The organism is Shewanella sp. 1311 (genome assembly GCF_059338235.1).
In genome coordinates, this window is record NZ_CM181686.1 from 2,692,296 (window position 1) to 2,712,161 (window position 19,866).

Here is a 19,866-nt window from a genome sequence, read left to right on the forward strand (position 1 = left end):
GTCAGCGTCAATGAATTCGACTCAGGTTAATGTACTCTTTTTCAAGTCGTTTACCTTTAGTTGATTCAGCCTGTAAATAAGAATCTTTCGCTCAAATTAAAGGCCAAGGTCTAGAGTGTCAAGATGTAAGCCCCCAGCGTGTGACTTTCGCCATAGTCTCATTTTACGCTGCTAAAAAATGTGACTTGAGTGGGTCTTTTTGTCGGATAAGTCACCCTTGGTGGACATTTTGTCTCTTGGTTACGCCATGCGCTTTCCCTTTGTTTCAATTTGTCGATCTGGGTTGGTTTTTAAACGTTTTCCGGTTGAGACAGAATAATCGCGGTTCACAATAGCGGGCACATCTTAAATTTTCGACGTGACAACAATAATATGATTACCACGAATACCCTCTTTAGAGTGTCATCTTTAGCCTTAGCTATTGGTCTTAGTTTTACTGTTCAAGCCGATGAAATCGCCCGTGATCCGCGACTCAATATCAATGAAGTGATCGTCGTGCATGGTGACGGCGGAGAAGCCAGTGAAATGGCGACGACCCATTGGAGCATTAGTGAAGAAGAGATCCGCGCAACCGGAGCGCAAAGCCTAGATCAAGTCTTAAAGAATGTGCCGGGTGTGTACATTCGCGTCGGTGGCGACGGAACGCCAAGGGTCGATATTCGTGGTTTTAAAACTCGCCATGTGACCTTGTTGGTCAATGGTGTGCCTATGAGCAGCGCCGACGATGGTCAGTTCGACCCGAGTATCATTCCCACAAGCCAAATCGCCTCGGTAGAAGTGTCTGTCGGCCCGACATCTGTGCTTTACGGTCCAAGTGGTGCGGGCGGCGTGATCAACATTATTACCAAGCAGGGCAGCACGGCGCCAGCACTGGCTGGACGCCTCGAAGCGGGTAAAGACAATACATTTAATGGCGATATCAACGCCGCAGGTTCGGGTGACGACTGGCAAGGTTTGGTCAGTGTCAGTCGGCAGCAAACCGACGGTTTCCCTATGTCGAATGACTTTGAGCCGACACAATACCAAGATGGTGAGCTGCGCGTTAACTCGGATAAAGAAGTCACTAACGTTTATGCCCAAGGCAGTTACTGGTTATCCGACAAGACCCAATTGATTGCCAATATGGCGCTGCGCAGCGGCGAATGGGGAAAACCTGCCCGTGACGGTACTGGCAGCGGCAAGTTGAAATTCGAACGTACCGATGACTATGACGCGCATACTTTCCAACTGGGGTTAGCACATCAGTTTGATGACACTTTCACCCTACGTGGCTTTGGCTATCACAATCAAAGCGATACCTTAGAAGCCTCCTATGCCGATGAAACCTATCAGGCTGTTACGCTGTCGCAAGATGGGCGCTCGGTTGTGCAAGGCGTCAATCTGCAGTTAATCACAGACTTGCATACCGCGGGTTTATTCACGACCTCAGTCATTGCCGAGAAACAAAGCTGGAAGTCAGTCGTCGATACTTATACGACTAATACAGGCAGCAATAATGGTGGCACTATAGGTTCTGGCGGTGGAACAGGTACAGGCGGCGGAACAGGTACAGGCGGCGGAACAGGTACAGGCGGCGGAACAGGTACAGGCGGCGGAACAGGTACAGGCGGCGGAACAGGCACAGGTGGTGGAACTGGCACAGGTGGTGGAACTGGCACAGGCGGCGGAACTGGCACAGGCGGTGGAACAGGTACAGGTGGTGGAACTGGCACAGGTGGTGGAACAGGTTCAGGTGGTGGAACAGGTTCAGGTGGCGCCGAGAACTTAAATGATTCTGCCTGGTTATATACGGCCGCGGCTGAGTATCAGTACCAATCTGAGCTGCAGTACGGCTTCACATTAGGTGGCGCTTATCATTCACTCGACACCACAGATAGTACCGATGGCAACTATTCGGCCATGGCCTCCAGTTATTGGCAGGCGGCGCAAGATTCCCGCTTAAGCTTAAGTGTGGCACGTAAAGTGCGTTTCCCGTCTATGGTGAACTTTTATTCGCAGCTATCTGGTAATCGTGATTTAGAAGCCGAAGAGTCTAAGCATGTGGAGCTGGGTTTAGAGCAGAATCTGCCGGCGAGTACCGATTTCTCCCTTTATGGCTATTACACTGATGCGAAAAATTACATCGCCAAGGATGTCGATGGTTTCTACCAAAATATGGGGCGTTATAAGTTCAAAGGGGTAGATTTCCAAATCAATAACCATACGATTGAGCACTTAGATCTGAGCTTCTCTTATAGTTTTCTCGATTCAGAAGAGATAGACGGCGACGATACCTTAGATGCCTTGCAATATCGTCCACGTCACCAGTTACGTTGGCAGATGAGTTACGAGTTTCCCTTCGAGACTCAAGTTCACCTCAACGTGGAGCGTATTTTAGACCAAGTCTATGCGACGCAGGTGAAGGTTGGCGGTCAGACCCAATATCAACAGCAGTCGTTAGATAACTACACCTTAGTGGACGTAAATCTGGTACAGCCATTAATTCGTGACAAGTTAGATGTTTACCTACGTGCGACTAACTTGCTGGATGAAAACTACTACCAGAGTGAAGCTCTGCCACAGGCGGGACGACAGATCTTCATCGGTGTGAACTGGCAGATCTAAGATGAAACTCCTAGCGCTCGAAGGCGTTAGCTTCAACTATGGTAGCCAGTTACCGACTGTATTGCAGGAGGTTAACTTGGCGATTGGCACCGGCCAATGCCATTGCGTGAGCGGTCCTACGGGCTCTGGGAAATCGAGTCTGCTAAACCTACTGGCGGGCGTGTTAAATCGTCCGCATGAAGGCGACATCTGGCGTTATCCTCAACTGGTTACGGGTCTGGTGATGCAGGACCCGCAAACTCAGCTGCTTCGGCAAACCGTTGGCGCCGAAGTGGCTTTCGCCTTAGAAAACCTCGGCATTCCCGCTGAGCAAATGCTGCCTAAAGTGCAATTGGCACTGCGGCGCGTGGGCTTGTATCTGCGCCTCGATACCCAAGTCAGCACGCTTTCCCTCGGTCAAAAATATCGTTTAATGATTGCCGCCCAACTGGTGTGCGAGCCGCATTTACTACTGCTCGATGAACCTTGGGCGCAACTCGATGATCACGGTGTGAGTGAGCTGCTGGTCGTGCTCCGCAATCTTATCCAAGATGGCATGGCGCTAGTGTTGGTTGAACATAACGCCTCGGCCTTCGCTGAGATTATTCAGCATTACTGGCAGTTAGAGGCCGGCAAGCTATCCGAAGGCGTCTATACCGTGACCGATGCGCCGCAAACTGAGGCGCCTGCGTGGCGAAATCAGCCTAAGTTTGAGCACTTAGGTAAAGTCTTGGTCAGCGCCGAAGCCTTTGATTTTGGCTTCGATGCTTGTCCTACATTATTTGCGTGTCCGCAGGGATTTCAACTGCAGGCGGGTGAGATAGTGACCTTAGTGGGAGATAACGGCTCAGGTAAAACTAGTTTGTTGAAAACCATAGCTGGCGTACTCAGTTCAAGGCAGCGTCTTCCGCTTAAAGTGCTAGGGCGAAGACCTAAGCTAGGGATTTATGGCGCTGAGCTGGGACTGCTGATGCAAAGGCCGAGTCGACAATTATTCGAGACCAGCGTGCTGGCCGAAATGCAGTTTAGCCTTAGGCGTTTTGAACTCCCCAAAGAACGCGCGGCGCAGATGTTGGATGAATTGGATTTATTTAGCTTAGCTCAGCTGTCGCCCCACAAATTATCCTACGGCCAACAGCACTTGATTGCCTTAGCGTCACTCGCCTGTTTACGCCCTAAAGTATTGCTTTTGGACGATCCATTGGCGGGGATGGATAAGCATTATTACGGCAAAGTGTGGTACTTGCTGAAGCGGTTAAGCTCGCAAGGTTGCGCTATTTTGCTCAGCAGCCACAGAAGCATTGAACACAGCGCTGTATCACGGCAATTGAGTTTGCGTAATGGTCTATTGGTGGAGGAATTGATTGAAACAGGAGAGCGTTATGTGGGCTAGTTGTCGGCGCCTACGCGCGCTGCGGCATTGGAGTTATGAGCGGCGGGAAACGGCACTTTGTGCGTTGTCGCTGCTATTGGTGTGCGTGCTTTCAGCTTGTGCTTTTGTATTGCCCGCTGCTTTACTCTTGCCATTAGCTGGGCTTAATGGACTGCTTGTTATCCACGGTTTGCTGCGGCGCGGCAGTATTTGGGGCGTGCTAAAGCTAGGTTTAGTGCAATTGAGCATTACTTTGAGTCTGTATTTAATCCTCTATGGCGTTGAGCATTTAGCCCAAGGCGCCGTGGTGGTTGCGCGTATTATTTTGGCGACCATTCCCGGGTGGTGGCTGTGTCTTACGGCGGCTCCCGAGCGAATTGGTGAAGTGTTAAGTGCGTTTTTACCGACCAAGTGGGCCTTTGTGGTCGCGGCATCCTTAAGTTTATTGCCCTATATGGCAGATGAAATTCGCGAGATATATCAGATCCAGTGTCTGCGCGGGGCTCGCATTACACCTAAGGCGCTGCGTAACCCTAAAAATTGGTCCGAGTTGGTGTATTGCGTGTTGTTTCCCGTCTTAATCCAATTACTTAAATTATCTCGCCAGATGGCCGTTGCAGCGCAGAGCCGTCACTTTGGTTTAGCGCAACGGCCAACACATTGGCATTCACCGAGAGACAAAAATGACTAAAAAAATCCCGCTGAGTCTACAAGACTCTCTATTTGTCGGCTTTTGCGCCACCTTGCTGGTGGCATTAACGGGCATGTTAAGGCTGAAACTGGGCTTGTCTGGTCACAGCATGTTCCTGATGAGCTTCTTTTATCTGATCTGTTACGGCGTGTTAGGTCGTTTCGGCAGCATGACGGCATGCGGTGCTATCGCGGGCATAGTGGCTATGGCTTTAGGCGTAGGTAAAGGCGGGCCTATGATTTTACTGAAGTTTGCCTTGCCTGCCATAGCAATGGATCTCGTCGCCTTACTCTTGCCACTCAGTATGAACTTGCATTGGCGCTGCGTGATCTTAGGCATTGCAGGCTGTATCGCTTGGGCGGGCAAAGTGGCACTCACCAATGTGCTCGCGGGCATGGCGCTGGATGTCGTGTTGATTCAGTGGGGTTTGAGTGTATTAAAAGGCGGCTTTTTTGCCACTCTGGGCGCCTTGCTTGTACCGCCTGTGCTGACGCGATTAAAAGCCCATGACCTGTTACACCGTGACAAATTTTAAAAACCTTTTTAAAGCTTTAGGAAATGCAGATGAAAAATTGGCTGATTTGTATCGACGATACCGATGATATAGGCACTAAGGGCACGGGCGAAATTGCCGAGGAAATCGCCCATCTGCTCGCGAATATGTCGGGCGGCCATGCTTCGTTTGTGACGCGGCATCAATTGTTTGTGCACCCCGATATTCCTTATACCTCACATAACAGTGCCATGTGTTTTGCGCTGCGCTCGCCACTGACGCAGGCCGAGATCCACCAACATGCCGTTGCGCATTTGGTCGCGGAATCGGCTCCTGCGGCAGACCCTGGCATCGCCATACTCGATGTAGACTCTCGCTATGATGCCGCATCTTTAATGGATTTTGGCCGCAGAGCCAAGGTTGAAGTGATCACGAAAGCGGCGGCCTATGATTTGGCTGAACAACTTAATATTCTGCTGACCGAACATGGCGGCACAGGCCAAGGTGTGATTGGTGCGTTAGCGGGATTAGGGCTACGTTTGATGGGCAGCGACGGCCGGGTAAAAGGCCAGATTAAACTTGGCCAATTTGAGGATGCTTCACTCGAACTCAGCGTTGCCGATATCCTCGAACAAACCGGACTTGATGCTGTGATGAGTGCGGACAAGTATCGACTTGCGCTTGATGAGCGAGTGCAGCTTAAGGGCAAAGTGAAAGCCATATACCTTGATCACCAGTTTGTATTGCTCGTTCATCAAGAGGCAGAGCAATGGCGCAATGCGGGCAAGCAAGCCCTGCAAGCCTATTAGAGCAAGTTTAGTGAAAGAGTTTAAAAAGAGAGTGCTAAATGGATCTCAACTTGGTCGAACATGCATTTGAATTAAAGGATGACCGCTGGATTTTTAAGGCGGGATTGGCTCAATATCCACAGGCGAGGCAAGCGGCCAAGTTGTGCACGCGTTTTATCCCAGATGATGAAGACGAGCAGATCGACGATGAGCCCCGCTCCTGCTACAACTGCCAATATCGCCGCTGGATGGTCGCCGGTTTTGAATGCCTAGCCCTTAGGCATTTATTGAAAAAGTGAGAGTGTGAAAGGGTCTTGCTTGAGCCTTAGGCCCTTATTCCATCGCATCCTGTTTAGGGCATTTTGTTTACCAAGAAAGTCTATGGTGATTTTCTAATGCGCGGCTTAGAATGCCCCTCACGCCTGTTCTATAATAATCAAGAATAACAACAGAACATTTGAGCGTAGGTCGCTTTTATGTCGTATGGTTAAGTTGATATTTTATTCGGGCACATCATCCTTGGGGTTGTAGATATGAGTGAGTCGGCAGAATCAGTTGAGCTTATCAAATTACCTGTGTCGCAATTGACATTAGGTATGTTTGTCAGTGCCATAGACAAAAATGATAAAGGTCAACTTGCTATTGCAAATGCTGGACAAATTAAGCACAAGGATGCGATTTTAAAACTGGCCAAAAGCGGTATTAAATTTGTTTGGGTAGACGCCGAGCGTTCGGCAGAACATTGCGGTTTAAAGAAAAAAGCTACCAACGATAGTCAAACCGACAATCGAAAAGCGTCAGTGAGTCGTGATAAGCAACAAGCTCAAGCTAAGGTCATGCTGACCGAAGCGAAAGATCTTATTCGTAAAGTGTTATCCGAAACCTTCGAAGGCAAAGCCATCGAAGTTGCGCCCTTCGAAGCGTTAGCCGATACCATGATTGAGTCTGTCATGTTAGATGCTGATGCACTTAAATGTATGTCTGCGCTCCGTTCAAAAGATGCCTATCTACTCGAACATTCAGTGAATGTCGCCTTTCTGTTGGTAACCTTTGGCAAATACCTACAGCTGGATCGCGATATGCTGCGGCAAATGGCGGTCGGTGGGATTTTGCACGATATTGGCAAGATTAAAGTCGACAATAAAGTGCTACACAAGCCGGGCAAACTGACACCAGAAGAATTCGAACATATGAAGCTGCATCAAGTGTATGCGCTTGAAATTATGAACGAAACTACTGGTCTGTCGCAGATCAGTAAAGATATCTGCTTGATGCACCATGAAAAGTTAGATGGCCGTGGTTATCCAAGGGGATTGAAAGACGATGAAATCCCTCGCCACGGTCGTATGAGCTGTATCGTCGATATCTTCGATGCGTTAACCGCGACGCGCTGTTACAAAGAGGCCATGAGTCCTGCCGCAGCTTTTAAAATTTTACTGAGTCTGACGCCATTTCACTTAGATCAACAATTGGTCTACGAGTTTATTCGTTGTATCGGTATTTATCCTGTGGGCTCCTTAGTTGAATTATCGGACGGCCGAATTGGTATTGTCTGGGCCTCGAAGGACAGAGATGCACTGCATCCGATCGTAAAGTGCTTTTATTCTTTAAAAGTAAAACGTTACACAGATGTCGCTATGGTGGATTTATTAAAATCTGAGTTGTATATCGAGCGCGGCGTGTCACCGAGTTCATTGGATATTGATCCAACGCCTTTCTATTAATCCTCAAATCTTGTCTCTAATGCCGGTCATCTAAGTCGATGGCTGGTGCGAACGATTGCAGAGCCTGCGCTAAAAACCGTAAACTGAATGTCTTCTCCAGTCTGGCAATGCGATGAACAGTGCTATGAAATCTCTATTTCCTATTTTTATCATTCTCTTATCTCTGGCTTTATTAATCCCTGGGGTGACTCAACCTATTTTGAGTATCAGCGGCACTATCGATAAGGCCAAGCTGACCGAGCAGGGCATAGAGCAAGTTGCTCAACGTTTCGATGAAGACTCGGGGCGCGACAGCGCTCGCGGCATGCTGAGTATGGTCAGTGGTTTGCTGGGGCTCAATAGCCTTAAGGGCGAAGTCGAAGTGTTGCAGAAAACCCGCAGTATTTGGGGAACGGTAACCGAACTTTATCACTCTGGGAACGGGCTCGTCGCGGGATTAGTGATGTTATTCAGCGTGGTGGTGCCGGCCTTGAAGTTGAGTTTAATGCTGGTACAGCAATGTGTTAGCTCGATTGGCCTGAAGCTGAGGATTAATTCCGTCGTCAACGCACTTGCTAAGTGGTCGATGGCCGATGTGTTTGTGGTGGCGCTGATCATCACCTTTATGGCGGGGAACGCCTCAGGCGGTATGGGGGAAATGCTAAAAACACAGGCGCAATTTGAAAACGGTTTTTACTTTTTTACCGCTTACTGCATTTTATCGATTTTGAGTGGTTTTTTAGTGCGTCGTCCAACGCCAATTTTGTAGCGATAAGGTCGGCATGCCGAGATTTAACGCGGTTAATGAATAGTGCTGTGAGTTAGGACAATCTGCGCTGGATTGGCTTAGCTGTTATAGCTATTTGTTATTTAAAATCGATATTTGCTGAGTTTTTAGTTCTAAACAATAATGAGCATCCCCTAAGTTTGCAGGAAGATGCAATTGAAAAACTGGCTGATTATCGTGTTTTGCCTGATTGCCTTGGTCGCTTCGACGCAAACCACAGGACTCGTGCGTTCACTTATCGAATTCTCCGCCTTTGTAGGCGTCCTCTGCTGGGCTTGGCGAATGAAGCCGGCGGCAGAGTAGACAGGCTTTCTGCTAAACCATACTTATTGAAAATAAAGAATATACACTAAAGACGTGATACCAATCGCTGCCCACAGCATGACCCCAAGCAACAAAGGTTTGGGGCCACTCGCCCGCATTTTCTGCACTGTAATTCCTGCACCAATCAAAAACAAACACAGGACTAATGCCCGTTTCGACATCATAAACAAGGCGTCATAAACAGCGTTAAACTGCGGTAACCAATGCGCCACAGCAATGGCTAAACAATAAAAACCGATAAAATACGGCAGGTTAAGTTTGCGCTTATCACCACCAAACAGCATAGCGCTGACCAGTGCGATCGGGATAATCCACAGGGCGCGGGCGAGTTTTATGGTGGTGGCGGTTTTTAAGGCTTCATCGCCATAGGCTGAAGCCGCGCCGACAACCGATGAAGTATCGTGGATGGCGATGGCACTCCACACGCCAAAATCGTATTGGCTCATATTGAGCAAATGGCCGAGTGCGGGGAATAAAAACAGCGCGACTGAGTTCAGCACAAACACACAGGCTAAAGCCGTGGCGGTTTGATCGTTACGCGCATTGATGGCCGGAGCGACTGCGGCAATGGCGCTGCCACCGCAAATAGCGGTACCAGAGGCGATTAAGTGGCCCGTGACATGATCAAATTTCAGGGCGCGGGTGAGCATAAACCCTAAGCTGAGGGTGAAAAAGATTGAGCCAACTATCAAGCCGAAGTTGTGGGTGCTCGCCTCTATCGCCGCGTTTAAATTAATTCCAAACCCTAAGCCAATAATCGAATAAGACAGGAGTTTTTTGGTGAGCGCGGCAATATTCCATTGCACAGGTACCCAGCCAAGGCTGGCTAAGGTAAAACCGAGCACTAGCGCCATGGGCGACGAGATAAAAGGCGCGAGGCATAACAAGCCCGCACAGATGAAAACGATGCGATGAGTCTTATTATCTTGCTGTGATGTCGATGAAGAATTCATAACGCCTTAGGCTCGAGCGATTCGGTTTTATCGTTCCAACCACAGATCTTCACATTAAGCGACGGATACAAAATGGCGATCAATGGGGATTGATCATGGAGACAGATGCAAGAGGGCATTATAGCTGTGAGTATTAGCCTCAATAAAATCAATTAAACTTAACAAGTTAATCAGTTTTATTGACTCTTAGAAGGTTTGGCAAAGCTAGAGGTTAAATCGAAGAAGATGAACTGTGCTCAGTTCATCTTCTTAGCTGGATTATAAATGGCGAGGTTACAGAGCGTGAAATTATAAATTTACGATACTTTTCAAGTTGTAATCGCTGCCATCCTTTGCGGTAAACAACTTATCTTGGGTGTCGTTAGCGCTAGACATACCCGCATGTAATAGGCTGAGCCAATGGCGCGATGCGGCTGAACGTGACTCTTGTGTTCCGACTACCATGTTTAATGACGTTTCGATTTGGATATCTTCCAGATTGGCAACGTCTCTCGCACCTATCATGCCATTGCGGTCGAAACTGAGTTCAACGTGGCAACCTAGGTCCTGCAACACTATGGCGCAAGGCGCATCTTTAGTGCCGTTAAAGGCCACAAACTGTTTTGGCTGACGTAAACCACTGTGGCTGCCGTCGGCAAAAAAGGCCAACAGGTGTTGGTAGTAAACTACATAGCTGCTCACATCTTGGTGTGAACCAGAGTTAAGTGGAAAGAGGCGGTCGAGGAATTGTTTCGCATTGGCGATCTTTTCGTGCTCGGCGACATTCACTTGGGCCACGGCTAGCACTTCTTCTGCGATGAGGCTGTTTAGATTCGGTTGGATCTGGTTGCTCTTGATAATTGACATATTCATCGCTCGTTCCTCTCACTCTTTCAATTTAAAAAATTCAGGGTTTTGATTTAACTTTTGGTTTATCAAAGTTTGTTTTCAACTTGGCTTGTCCGCTTTAAGTGCTTGCCCGCTTTAAGGGTTAGTGGTTAAGCATTTCTTGAATTGCTGACTCCGCTGGTTCGCTTGAGTCGTTTCTCGATTGCTTAATTTGTAGTCTAGTCTTTTTTTGACTACAATTTCACAATAAAAATTTTACACTGTGAATTTTACAAAATGCGCAATGACCAGAGCTTGATGAGAAAATCACACTTCCTAGGCACAAAAATACGTAACCTACGGAAACGTAATAATTTAACCATGGAAGATTTGTCGGCACGCTGCATTCGAGTCGACGCCGGAAGTGCGCCCTCTGTGTCATATTTGTCGATGATCGAGCGTGGAAAACGAGTGCCGAGCGCCGGAATGCTGGCTGTGATCGCCGCTGTTTTTCAAAAAGATGCCGACTGGTTCCTCGACGATGTACCCGAAGAGAGCGCTATTACGCCAGATAAAGGCCGACGTGGTGGCATAAGCGGTATGGCGCTCGAACCCAGCTTTTTGTTTTCCAATGATATTTTGCAAATCGCGATACCAGAAATGTTGTCGCAGACGGGGATCTCAGGTCGGCAGTTTGCCCATTTATTGATCCGCGCCCATCAAGAACACCATCAAAATCATTTCCCCGATCTTGAACGTGCCGCCGAAGAAGTCGGCCTCAAGCGTATGCCCTTATCTTTGGACGATATGATGGATATTGCTAAGGGCATGGGATTAAAAATCAAATGGATAGATAGTACGCCGCAGGAAGTGATCGACGATATGGGCGTGAGTTCACGCCAGTTAGTCACCTCATTTTTCGAGCCGCCGAGCACGATTTATGTGAATAAAATCCTTAAAAATCGTCCTAATAGACTCAAATATGACTTAGCCGTGCACATAGGTCATTGTGTGCTGCACAACAAAGACGGCCTCAAGAGTGTGATGACCTCAGGCCGTAAAGAGGAAGTGGACGAAGAAGCGGGTATGCAGTCCAATACTTTGAACGCGCAGGACATTTTGCATGCGTGGCGTGACTTTGAATCGAGCTTTTTTGCCGGTGCGCTGTTGTGCCCTAAAGTACCTTATCGCCAATTACTCGACCGCCACGGTTACGAGATTGAAGTACACAAGCAACTGCAAGTATCAGCCTCGGTCGCCATGCGGCGCATGACAGTCGTCTCTCCTTATCCCCATTGGCATTATTTCGACGCTTACGCACCGGGCAAGCTCAAGGCGGTTTATCGCGGCAACGGGATCCCACTGCCTTGGGGCAATATGCGGTTAGTGGAAGATCCCTGCCAGCATTGGGCCGTCTTTAGGATGATAAGCGAGCCAACGGTCGGCACTTCGGCACAGATTTCGATTTTAAACGTCGGCAACGAACCACGCATTTACTGCTGTGAGTCGATTAAAGTCGAAGACTCGGCGGGCAACCCGCATGTGCTCTGTGCCGGCATAGATTTAAATCCGGCGATTGAAGCACAAGGCAAAGATGCTCTCTCAATCGCCCACGATTTGAAAGATGCCTGTGTCGCCAGTGGCGGTTCAGTCACTATTCCAAAACACATTAAAAGCGATCTGGTGAGCGTCGCAAAAATCCTCAATATCAACTGGATAGAGCGCGGGATCAAAAACGACGCCCGCCTTATTTGCTCTCGCGGCGCCGTATGCCCACGCCAACCCAGTTGCTATCAAGCGGGTAAATCACAGTGTGATGGAGTAGCGTAAAGGATGTCGTGGGAAGTTTTATAAAGTGGTTGCTATTAAGCACTATCACTCCAGTGACTCGCCATAAACTCGTCCCTGAGGGCTCGACGGCGGCATCCATGCCGCCAACGGTCACTGCCGCGAGAGTGCTTAACTCTGCGGACTTCTGTGTTTGTCTGTATCGCTCATTTAGTTGATAGTTAAAAAATAACGACTTTATTCTGAAGTATGAGTAACTGATTAATAAAAAGGGATTTTATGTCTGATGATATTGTAGAGTTTAACTGGCAGAAGCCTATGTTATGCACTGATGGAACGGAATTATTTCCAAAAGACACATTAAATAGAGCAAGATACGCTTCATTTTTGCACAACTATTTGGCAAGTAATGCCATCGATGGCGGTTATGTATTAAACCTAAACGCTAAGTGGGGATCGGGTAAAACCTATTTCATTAACCGCTGGATAGAGAGCATTAAAGAGAGTCACCCTGTCGTTTATATTGATGCTTGGAAGCAGGACTATTCAGACGACCCAATGCTTACGGTGATTTCATCTTTGATAAACGCTTTAAGTGATCAATTACCTCATGGAAATAAAATAGTATCTAATATCAATGAAAAAACGGCTCGTTTTATCAAAGCTGCAGCACCTGCTTTACTCAAAGGATTGGTTAAAAAGGCAACTGGATTGAATTTAGATGACATTTCAATCGAAGACAAAATTACACATGAGCTTAAAAATGATGACAAAGGTTCATCAGATATTTTTAGTGAGTCTGCTGCAGCTATTGCACAATGCTTAGTGAAAGATCACAACGATAAACTGAAGTCGGTTGAATATTTACGATCCGAAATTAAAGAATTAATTACTGCGGTAATTGCACATAAAAATGATACTTTAAAAGCACCGGCTTTTATATTTATCGATGAATTAGACCGCTGTCGTCCAAGTTACGCAGTAGAGATGTTAGAAGTAGTGAAGCATTTCTTTGAGCTAGATAATATTGCATTTGTTGTTGCGACTGATACTGAGCAATTACAGCATGCAGTTAAAGCAGTCTATGGGGAAGGCTTTGATGCACAAACCTATTTAGGGCGATTCTTTAGGCGCCGTTATTCGTTAACTGAGCTTTCCCGCTATGAGTTTGTAAGCCGAATCGCAGAAAGCAAAGTGACTTATAATCCTAAGTGGAAAGAATATATTCCTAGATTAGATGAGATCGATGACTTCACAAGAGTTGTTTCTATTGTTGCCGATAGATTTAGATTATCGCTAAGGGAAACTGAGCAGTTAACAGATAGGTTTTTAGCTGTTTTAAGCAATACACCAAAGACATTTAATCCTTATTTATTGCTGACGTTATTTGTCTTGAGGGATAAGTATTTTTCTCTTTATAGTGAATGGGTTGAAGCAAATGATAAAAACCATGATTTTTCTATTTCAATATCAAATGTTGGTTATTTTATAGATGTTCTACCAATTTCTTTTCATAGTGATGAAGGATTTTTACCTAAAGTGGTTACATCACCATGTGGCCTTTCTTTTAATTTAGGATTAAATGGATTGCTGGCTGAAATGAATAAAATGTGCTCGAATTGGATACCTAGAGATAAGAGTATGTATATAAAGCATTTAGATGAAAAACATGGAAAAAGTATATCTTACTTTGATAAAATAGATTGTCACCGTCAAGAGCAATTATTAAATCTTTCTGCAAGTAAAACGGATTATAAAAACTGGGTAGAGTTAGCAGTGTCTTTTGATGAATAGAAAGAAGCGCTTATCTATACTCCTTAGTCATTTTAGAGCTATCCATTTATGAAATTTTGGTATTAATGTAACAATAGTAAGCTTCAAAAATATACAGAGATTAAGCACTCGCATGTAAGTGACCGTTGGCGGCATGGATGCCGCCGTCGAGCCCTCAGGGATGAGTTAATGGCGAGTCACTGGAATGAGAGTGCTTAATCATTAGTTATGTCGTCACTCATGTGTTTATCGCTTTAAAAAGAACTCATCTCACAATCCCTACTCTATGTTTTTTTATCAATCAGTCTCGCTCATGGTTGACGTGATTTTGTGTTTAAAATCATTGGTTAATATAACAAGCCGAGCAAGCACACTACGGTGCTGGCGGGTAATATGGGCAGTAACCAGCGTGGCTTGTAGCTGAGTAAAATTACTAGGATTATCGAACTTAAACACACCCAGCCGAGCAGTAATACGCTGGCGTAAGCGGGGCCGTAATGACGACTGGCAAGCCAATAGCACAAGACGAGCATTGCAGTGCCAGCGGTGCGAAATCCGCGTGCTTGTGCATCGGTTAACGGGCGGTTACGCACCACTCGGTGGTGGCTAAAATAAGATAAGGCCAACAGCCCCATGGCGATAAAACAGGTTAACAATTCGCCTGTGGCTGTCATGATTCAACTCCTAATTCTGTCGTCGCTTTGGTTATCCGTGTAGCCAGCACTTTTTTAGGGCTACGCAAGCGTTTAGCTGCCATGTAAAACAGCGCTGCAAGTGCGAGCATCATCAGATCAAATCCTGCGAGAACATAGGCTTGGCGCTGTAGATTGCTCATCAGCTGATACTGCGAAGTCATAGCATTGAGCAGGGGTAGCAGACCATAAAGCAAGGCGGTGAGTAAAAAAAGTCGTTGCCATGTCTGTTTATCTCGTTTGAAGCAAGCGAGTAGCGCGACTAACGCCCAACTGATAAAGAAACAATGGATTTCCCAGTTCTCTCTATCAGCAAAGGTGACGGGTAAGAGTCGATTGGCGTAGAAATAACTGGCTAACGCTATGGGAAGACCTGCAAAAGTTGCCAGATTCAGCATTTTTACTAAGGCTAAGCCGGGTTTGAACTGGCCGCTTTTTTGTTGTTTCTGAGCGAGTTTTTCTGCCCACATGATGGCGCCCGTCGCAATCATCACGCAGCCTGTAATCCCTGCTAGTAAATATAATAATCTCAAACCTTGACCAGCAAAGCGGCCGCTGTGGAGTGCTATCATAGTGCTTTGGGTTTTATTCGCTGCCGATTTAGCCGTTGATTCTTCTGTTAATTTCCCCGTTATTGCGCTGAAGCGATACCAAGGTGCTTGCTGGTTTAAGCTGTGTTCTGGACTCATTCGAACTGTTACCTTGGCGTTGGCATCATTCAAGTGCTCGACCTGTAGCATCTCTATTGGACTCGCCGCTTCATCACTCATGGGCATGGCAGCATTAAGGCTTGCAAGCAGTTGCTGCGGACTCTGCATAGTGGCGGCTTCACCGCTAGGGACACTTGAGCTATAAATGGGTTTCCATTGCGAATAAAAGGCTTGAGTTTCATCACCATATTGCGTGTTAAGCCCCCATGGCATATACATAAACATCAGGGTCACTAGGCCGGTGTAAGTGATCATTAGATGGAAAGGTAAGGCAAGCACTGAGCTGGCGACGTGGGCATCGAGCCAAGAGCGCGGGCCTTTGCCGGGTCTAAAACTAAAAAAATCCTTAAAAATCCGCTTGTGGATCACTATCCCGCTGATGATGGCGACCAACATGAACATAGTGCAAAAGCCGACGATCCAACGCGCAGTGATGACGCTCATGTAGTACAAGTCAAAATGCAGTCGATAGAGGAAATCGCCACCTCGACTTTCCCGTGCTTTGGGCAGGGCTTCACCCGTCGCAGGGTTAATAAAGCCTTGATGATAATCACCAAATCGCTGGCCTTCAGCGGCAGGTTCACTCCACGCATAGGTCAGTAATGGCGTCCGCTGTGTGGGCAGATACACCCACCATGTCTCAGCGTCGGGGGCTTGCTGTGCCAAGGCCGTTAGACCTTTGAGTATCAGCTGTTGGTTATCCGCATTGACATCATATTGGCTGCCGTGGTTTTCGGGTTGCATCCATAGGTTAATTTCAGCACGGTAATAGGCCGCTGTTCCGGCGAAAAAAACCAGAAACAACACCCAGCAGGTGAGTAATCCCACCCAAGTGTGTAGCCAAGTCATTGAACGAAAAAAGGAGTCTTTCATAATCCGCCACCTTGAATAGGATTGATATCCAACGCCTTAGCGGCAAGGTAGGCTAAATACAGCAGACCGCTAAGCGCGAATAAATCCAGCCAGTATCGCCATGTTGATTTAACACTAAAGACCCACAGCACGGCGCACGTGTACACAGTAAATGACAGCATCATGGCGGTTAACACCCGATCAACCTGAGATAACGGCAGGATTTGCGCGAGCAAAATGGTCGCGACCGCACCTAACAAATAACCCCCGAATATGGCCGCGAGGCAGCGACTACCTATGTGCAGACTATCGCGCCAAATAGTGGAGATTTTCCAACGTGTTAGCCTTTGTATTAACGGCTGAGTCATGGCGATTTTCTCAGTCATGATGGTGTGCCACTTTGGCTGAATTTGTCTTGTGAGTGCGGGACAACACAGAGATTAACAGGGCGGGTAAAAAGGTTAAGCTGAGTAGCGTTGCCACGATAAGGCCTGCCAGCACAACTATGCCAACACCGCGATAGAGTTCACTACCAGCCCCAGGGAATAACACCAGCGGTAATAGACCAAACAAGGTCGTCGCGGTGGACATTAAAATCGGCCGCAATCGATTAGCGACGGCAGATTTTACGGCGTCAACGACACTAAACAGACCCGATTGCAGGTTTTTACGGCTCTGTTCCACGATCAAAATCGGGTTATTAACGACTGTGCCGAGCAGGATTAAAAATCCAAGCATAGTAATCATATCAAAGGGTTGGTGCCAACCTTGGCCGCCAAGATACGCAAATAAGCTGCCAGTATAATTCAGCGCTTGTAAGCCGACTAACCCGCCTGCGAGCCCGAGTGGGATAGTGACCAACACAAATAACGGATAACCCCAGTGATTAAAAATCGCGACTAATAACAAGTAGATGATCAACACGGCGACCAGAAAATTACTGGAGAGTGCCGCTTTCGTCGCTTCGAGCTGATCGGCTGCGCCCGAAATGTCCAAACTGACATCTTTGCCGACCGCCCCCTGTTGATAGAGGATGGGGACTAATTCTTCCCGCACCTTAGCCACTGCGGTTTCCAGCGCAATGGCGCGTGGTGGAATGATGTAAAGGGTCACGGTTCTGCGGCCATCGACGCGGCGTAAACTGTCGCTATCCATCTGCTCGCTAATATCGGCCAAGGCTTGCAGTGGCAACACATTGCCCTTAGGCGTGACTATCGGAGCGAGCGCCAATTGCGACAGGCTCTGTTGATTGCCTGCCAGACTAAATAGGAAGATATCTACCTTGTTATCATTGAGGAAAAACTCGTCGACATAGGCGCCATCGCTCAGTGCCGAAACCGCATAGCCAAACTCGCTGCCGCTAAAGTCTTGTTCTACAAGACGTTGCCAGCGAGGGGAAATCTGCCACAGCGGTTGATCTAGCGACAAGGTCGATGGGTCTGAATACAGCTGCGGCTCGGCAAACACTTTTTCTGCCGCTTGATACGCCGCTTCGGCAGCGCGGTAGAGGCTGGCTTGATTCGGGCCAGAAATATCCAAGGCGACTGCGCGGGTGCCACCATCGTTGCTGGAAATAATCGACCCCCGCGATGAATAGGCGCGCATGCCTGGATATTGCTCAAACAAGGCGGTGAGTGAGCTCATCATAGCCTCCATATCTTGGCTGCGAACGGGCTCGCTCATCACCCAAATACTGCCGACACCTACACTGAGGGTATAATATTTTAGCGGCGGAATTTTTTGCTCACCAGATTTAAAGGATGTCGCCTCAGCATTGACTCTCGCAGATAGCTGAGTGGTTAATTCTTCTGCAATTTTAGCCATTTCCGATAGGTTGTAACCCGGCGGCGCGACCATAGAGGTAAAGGCTTTTGGTTCTTCACCTTCGGGTAAATATTCGGCCGGAGGCATAAGCCAAGCTGCAAGCCCAATCGTCGAGACGAGTGATAGCACAATCACAGCGGCGCGGCGTTTTGCCGATAGCACCAGCTGGCTGACTAAGCTCAATATGCGTGATGCTTTGGGCGGCTCACTTTGGTCTGTGCTTGCCGAGCGCATCTTACCGAAGCCAAAACGTGCAATAGCGGCGGGTACGATGAACACTGCGACCAACATAGAAGCGACAATGGATGAAGCGATGGCAATCGCGATATCCGAGTACAGTTGCCCCGCTTCTTGTTTGATAAATAGAATGGGTACAAACACCAGCACTGTAGTGAGTGTCGAGGCCAGTACCGCAGGCCACACATCGTAAATGCCACTGATGGCTGCTTCGAGACGACCTAATCCGCGCCTGCGGGCTTGTTCAATGCTTTCGAGTACCACAATGCTGTTATCGACTGTCATGCCGATGGCAAAGGCCACGCCCGCGAGGGAAATGACATTGATGGTGCGATTAAACACTAGCAGCCCGACGAAGGCGGCTAAGGTACACAGCGGAATACCGATAACGCCTATCAGGGTGGCTCGACTCGAGCGCAAAAAGAGGTACATGACTAAGGTTGCCAGTAATGCACCTAGGCCCAAATTCACCCACACATTTTCAACTGAATCTTGCACATAGCGCACATCATCACTGAATAACTCTAATTGCATGGCGTGCTGGGCGAGTTGATTTTGATTGATCTGCGCTACCACAGGCATCATGGCGGCTTTGATGGCGATAACGTTAGAACCGACGTCCCGCTTAACCGCTAAGCTGAGGGTACGTTCTTGTTCGGCAAAGGACAGCTCACGGATCTCAGCGTGGTCGAGTTTTATCTCGGCAACGTCTTGCAGCAGAATATTAGTATTACCTTGGCGTTTTAAAATCAGTTGCTTAAGTTGATTTAAATCCTCGAAACGGCCAATCACCCGCAGTAAATAACGTTTTTTACCACTGTCGATATCGCCCGCAGAGGTGTCTTTGTTGCGATCTCTAATGGCTTGGCGCACATCCATAATGCTGATGCCGCGTTGGGCGAGTTTGGCGGGATCGAGCAGTATTTGGATTTGCCGTTCGGCGCCGCCTTGAATGGTGACGGAGGAAACGCCTTTGACGCGCTCCATTTGTGGGCGAATGAAGTCGTTAGCGAAATCGCGCATCATGTCTATATCTAGATTCAGCGGGTTGCCTGCGACTGGCACGAGACGGAAATACATGAAAGCGTTGTCTGAATATGAACTGCTGTAAAGTCTTGGTTGGTCGACGTTTTCTGGATAAGACGACACTTGGCTGAGCGCATTACTAACACGAATAAGCGCGTCACTGATCTCAGTGCTTTGGGGGAATTCGAGTTCTACCCATGCTGAACCGGTATCGGCCCAAGAAGTCATGCGTTGTAAGTTGGGCAGGGTGCGCAGGTAACGTTCCTGCTCAAGTAGAATTTCTTTTTCAACGTCTTGCGGCGTTGCTCCCGGCCAACCTGTGGCGACACTGATGGTGCGCACATCTAAGTCGGGGATCATTTGGATTGGGATACGCAGTGCGGCAGCCGTGCCCAACACGCAGAATATCAAGACTATGACCGACAGTAAGGTGCCATGTTTAATACCAAACTTCAGCATCCCA

General features: G+C 47.8%; 17 protein-coding genes. 11 read left to right on the top strand and 6 right to left on the bottom strand.

What is annotated here, in order from left to right:
* Positions 1 to 372: 372 nt before the first annotated feature.
* The 9 genes from AC5YB3_RS12120 to AC5YB3_RS12160 all read left to right on the top strand — a co-directional run bounded on the left by AC5YB3_RS12120 (position 373) and on the right by AC5YB3_RS12160 (position 8,720).
* Positions 373 to 2,604, top strand: coding sequence for a TonB-dependent receptor plug domain-containing protein (locus AC5YB3_RS12120; protein ID WP_494525394.1), 2,232 nt, complete (start codon positions 373 to 375; stop codon positions 2,602 to 2,604).
* A 1-nt stretch (position 2,605) separates the two neighbouring features.
* Positions 2,606 to 3,976, top strand: coding sequence for an ATP-binding cassette domain-containing protein (locus AC5YB3_RS12125; protein ID WP_063882056.1), 1,371 nt, complete (start codon positions 2,606 to 2,608; stop codon positions 3,974 to 3,976).
* Positions 3,966 to 4,646, top strand: coding sequence for a CbiQ family ECF transporter T component (locus AC5YB3_RS12130; protein ID WP_006084716.1), 681 nt, complete (start codon positions 3,966 to 3,968; stop codon positions 4,644 to 4,646). Before AC5YB3_RS12125 ends, AC5YB3_RS12130 begins: the two co-directional genes overlap by 11 nt.
* Entirely contained in the window at positions 4,639 to 5,181 is a 543-nt protein-coding gene (locus AC5YB3_RS12135; protein WP_012588933.1) for a hypothetical protein, read from the top strand. Before AC5YB3_RS12130 ends, AC5YB3_RS12135 begins: the two co-directional genes overlap by 8 nt.
* Positions 5,182 to 5,210: 29 nt before the next feature.
* The gene (locus tag AC5YB3_RS12140; RefSeq protein ID WP_494525395.1) at positions 5,211 to 5,948 is read left to right on the top strand and encodes a DNA-binding protein; all 738 of its coding nucleotides are present in this window, start codon (positions 5,211 to 5,213) and stop codon (positions 5,946 to 5,948) included.
* Between the two features lie 38 nt (positions 5,949 to 5,986).
* On the top strand, positions 5,987 to 6,226 hold the full coding sequence (locus tag AC5YB3_RS12145; RefSeq protein ID WP_012588931.1) for a hypothetical protein: 240 nt from the start codon (positions 5,987 to 5,989) through the stop codon (positions 6,224 to 6,226).
* 234 nt (positions 6,227 to 6,460) lie between these two features.
* Entirely contained in the window at positions 6,461 to 7,651 is a 1,191-nt protein-coding gene (locus tag AC5YB3_RS12150) for an HD-GYP domain-containing protein (protein WP_259566209.1), read from the top strand.
* A 112-nt stretch (positions 7,652 to 7,763) separates the two neighbouring features.
* Entirely contained in the window at positions 7,764 to 8,399 is a 636-nt protein-coding gene (locus AC5YB3_RS12155) for a paraquat-inducible protein A (protein ID WP_494525396.1), read from the top strand.
* A 174-nt stretch (positions 8,400 to 8,573) separates the two neighbouring features.
* Complete coding sequence (locus AC5YB3_RS12160; RefSeq protein WP_494527217.1) at positions 8,574 to 8,720, top strand: hypothetical protein; 147 nt, start codon at positions 8,574 to 8,576, stop codon at positions 8,718 to 8,720.
* Positions 8,721 to 8,743: 23 nt separating this feature from the next.
* Here the strand turns inward: AC5YB3_RS12160 and AC5YB3_RS12165 are convergent, their stop codons facing one another.
* Positions 8,744 to 9,694 (bottom strand): YeiH family protein, encoded by a 951-nt coding sequence (locus tag AC5YB3_RS12165; RefSeq protein ID WP_494525397.1) that lies wholly within the window; start codon positions 9,692 to 9,694, stop codon positions 8,744 to 8,746.
* A gap of 288 nt (positions 9,695 to 9,982) precedes the next feature.
* Positions 9,983 to 10,546 carry an aldolase/citrate lyase/malate synthase family protein gene (locus AC5YB3_RS12170; protein WP_006084707.1) on the bottom strand — a complete coding sequence of 188 codons (564 nt, stop codon included), beginning with the start codon at positions 10,544 to 10,546 and terminating at the stop codon, positions 9,983 to 9,985.
* Between the two features lie 252 nt (positions 10,547 to 10,798).
* Between AC5YB3_RS12170 and AC5YB3_RS12175 the strand changes: the two genes are divergently transcribed.
* Together AC5YB3_RS12175 and AC5YB3_RS12180 are read left to right on the top strand one after the other, a co-directional pair.
* Positions 10,799 to 12,331 (top strand): DUF3612 domain-containing protein, encoded by a 1,533-nt coding sequence (locus tag AC5YB3_RS12175; protein WP_012588922.1) that lies wholly within the window; start codon positions 10,799 to 10,801, stop codon positions 12,329 to 12,331.
* Positions 12,332 to 12,568: 237 nt separating this feature from the next.
* Positions 12,569 to 14,083, top strand: a complete 1,515-nt coding sequence (locus tag AC5YB3_RS12180; RefSeq protein ID WP_263162586.1) for a KAP family P-loop NTPase fold protein — start codon at positions 12,569 to 12,571, stop codon at positions 14,081 to 14,083.
* Positions 14,084 to 14,409: 326 nt separating this feature from the next.
* Here AC5YB3_RS12180 and AC5YB3_RS12185 read toward each other — a convergent pair whose 3' ends face one another.
* Genes AC5YB3_RS12185 through AC5YB3_RS12200 form a run of 4 tightly spaced genes read right to left on the bottom strand, consistent with a single transcriptional unit; the run spans position 14,410 to position 19,862 of the window.
* Positions 14,410 to 14,736, bottom strand: a complete 327-nt coding sequence (locus AC5YB3_RS12185; protein ID WP_494525398.1) for a DUF3325 domain-containing protein — start codon at positions 14,734 to 14,736, stop codon at positions 14,410 to 14,412.
* A complete protein-coding gene (locus tag AC5YB3_RS12190) occupies positions 14,733 to 16,337 on the bottom strand; it encodes a PepSY-associated TM helix domain-containing protein (protein ID WP_494525399.1) in 1,605 nt (534 codons plus the stop codon). Before AC5YB3_RS12190 ends, AC5YB3_RS12185 begins: the two co-directional genes overlap by 4 nt.
* On the bottom strand, positions 16,334 to 16,702 hold the full coding sequence (locus AC5YB3_RS12195) for a hypothetical protein (protein WP_494525400.1): 369 nt from the start codon (positions 16,700 to 16,702) through the stop codon (positions 16,334 to 16,336). Before AC5YB3_RS12195 ends, AC5YB3_RS12190 begins: the two co-directional genes overlap by 4 nt.
* The gene (locus AC5YB3_RS12200; RefSeq protein WP_494525401.1) at positions 16,695 to 19,862 is read right to left on the bottom strand and encodes an efflux RND transporter permease subunit; all 3,168 of its coding nucleotides are present in this window, start codon (positions 19,860 to 19,862) and stop codon (positions 16,695 to 16,697) included. Before AC5YB3_RS12200 ends, AC5YB3_RS12195 begins: the two co-directional genes overlap by 8 nt.
* Positions 19,863 to 19,866 lie beyond the last annotated feature (4 nt).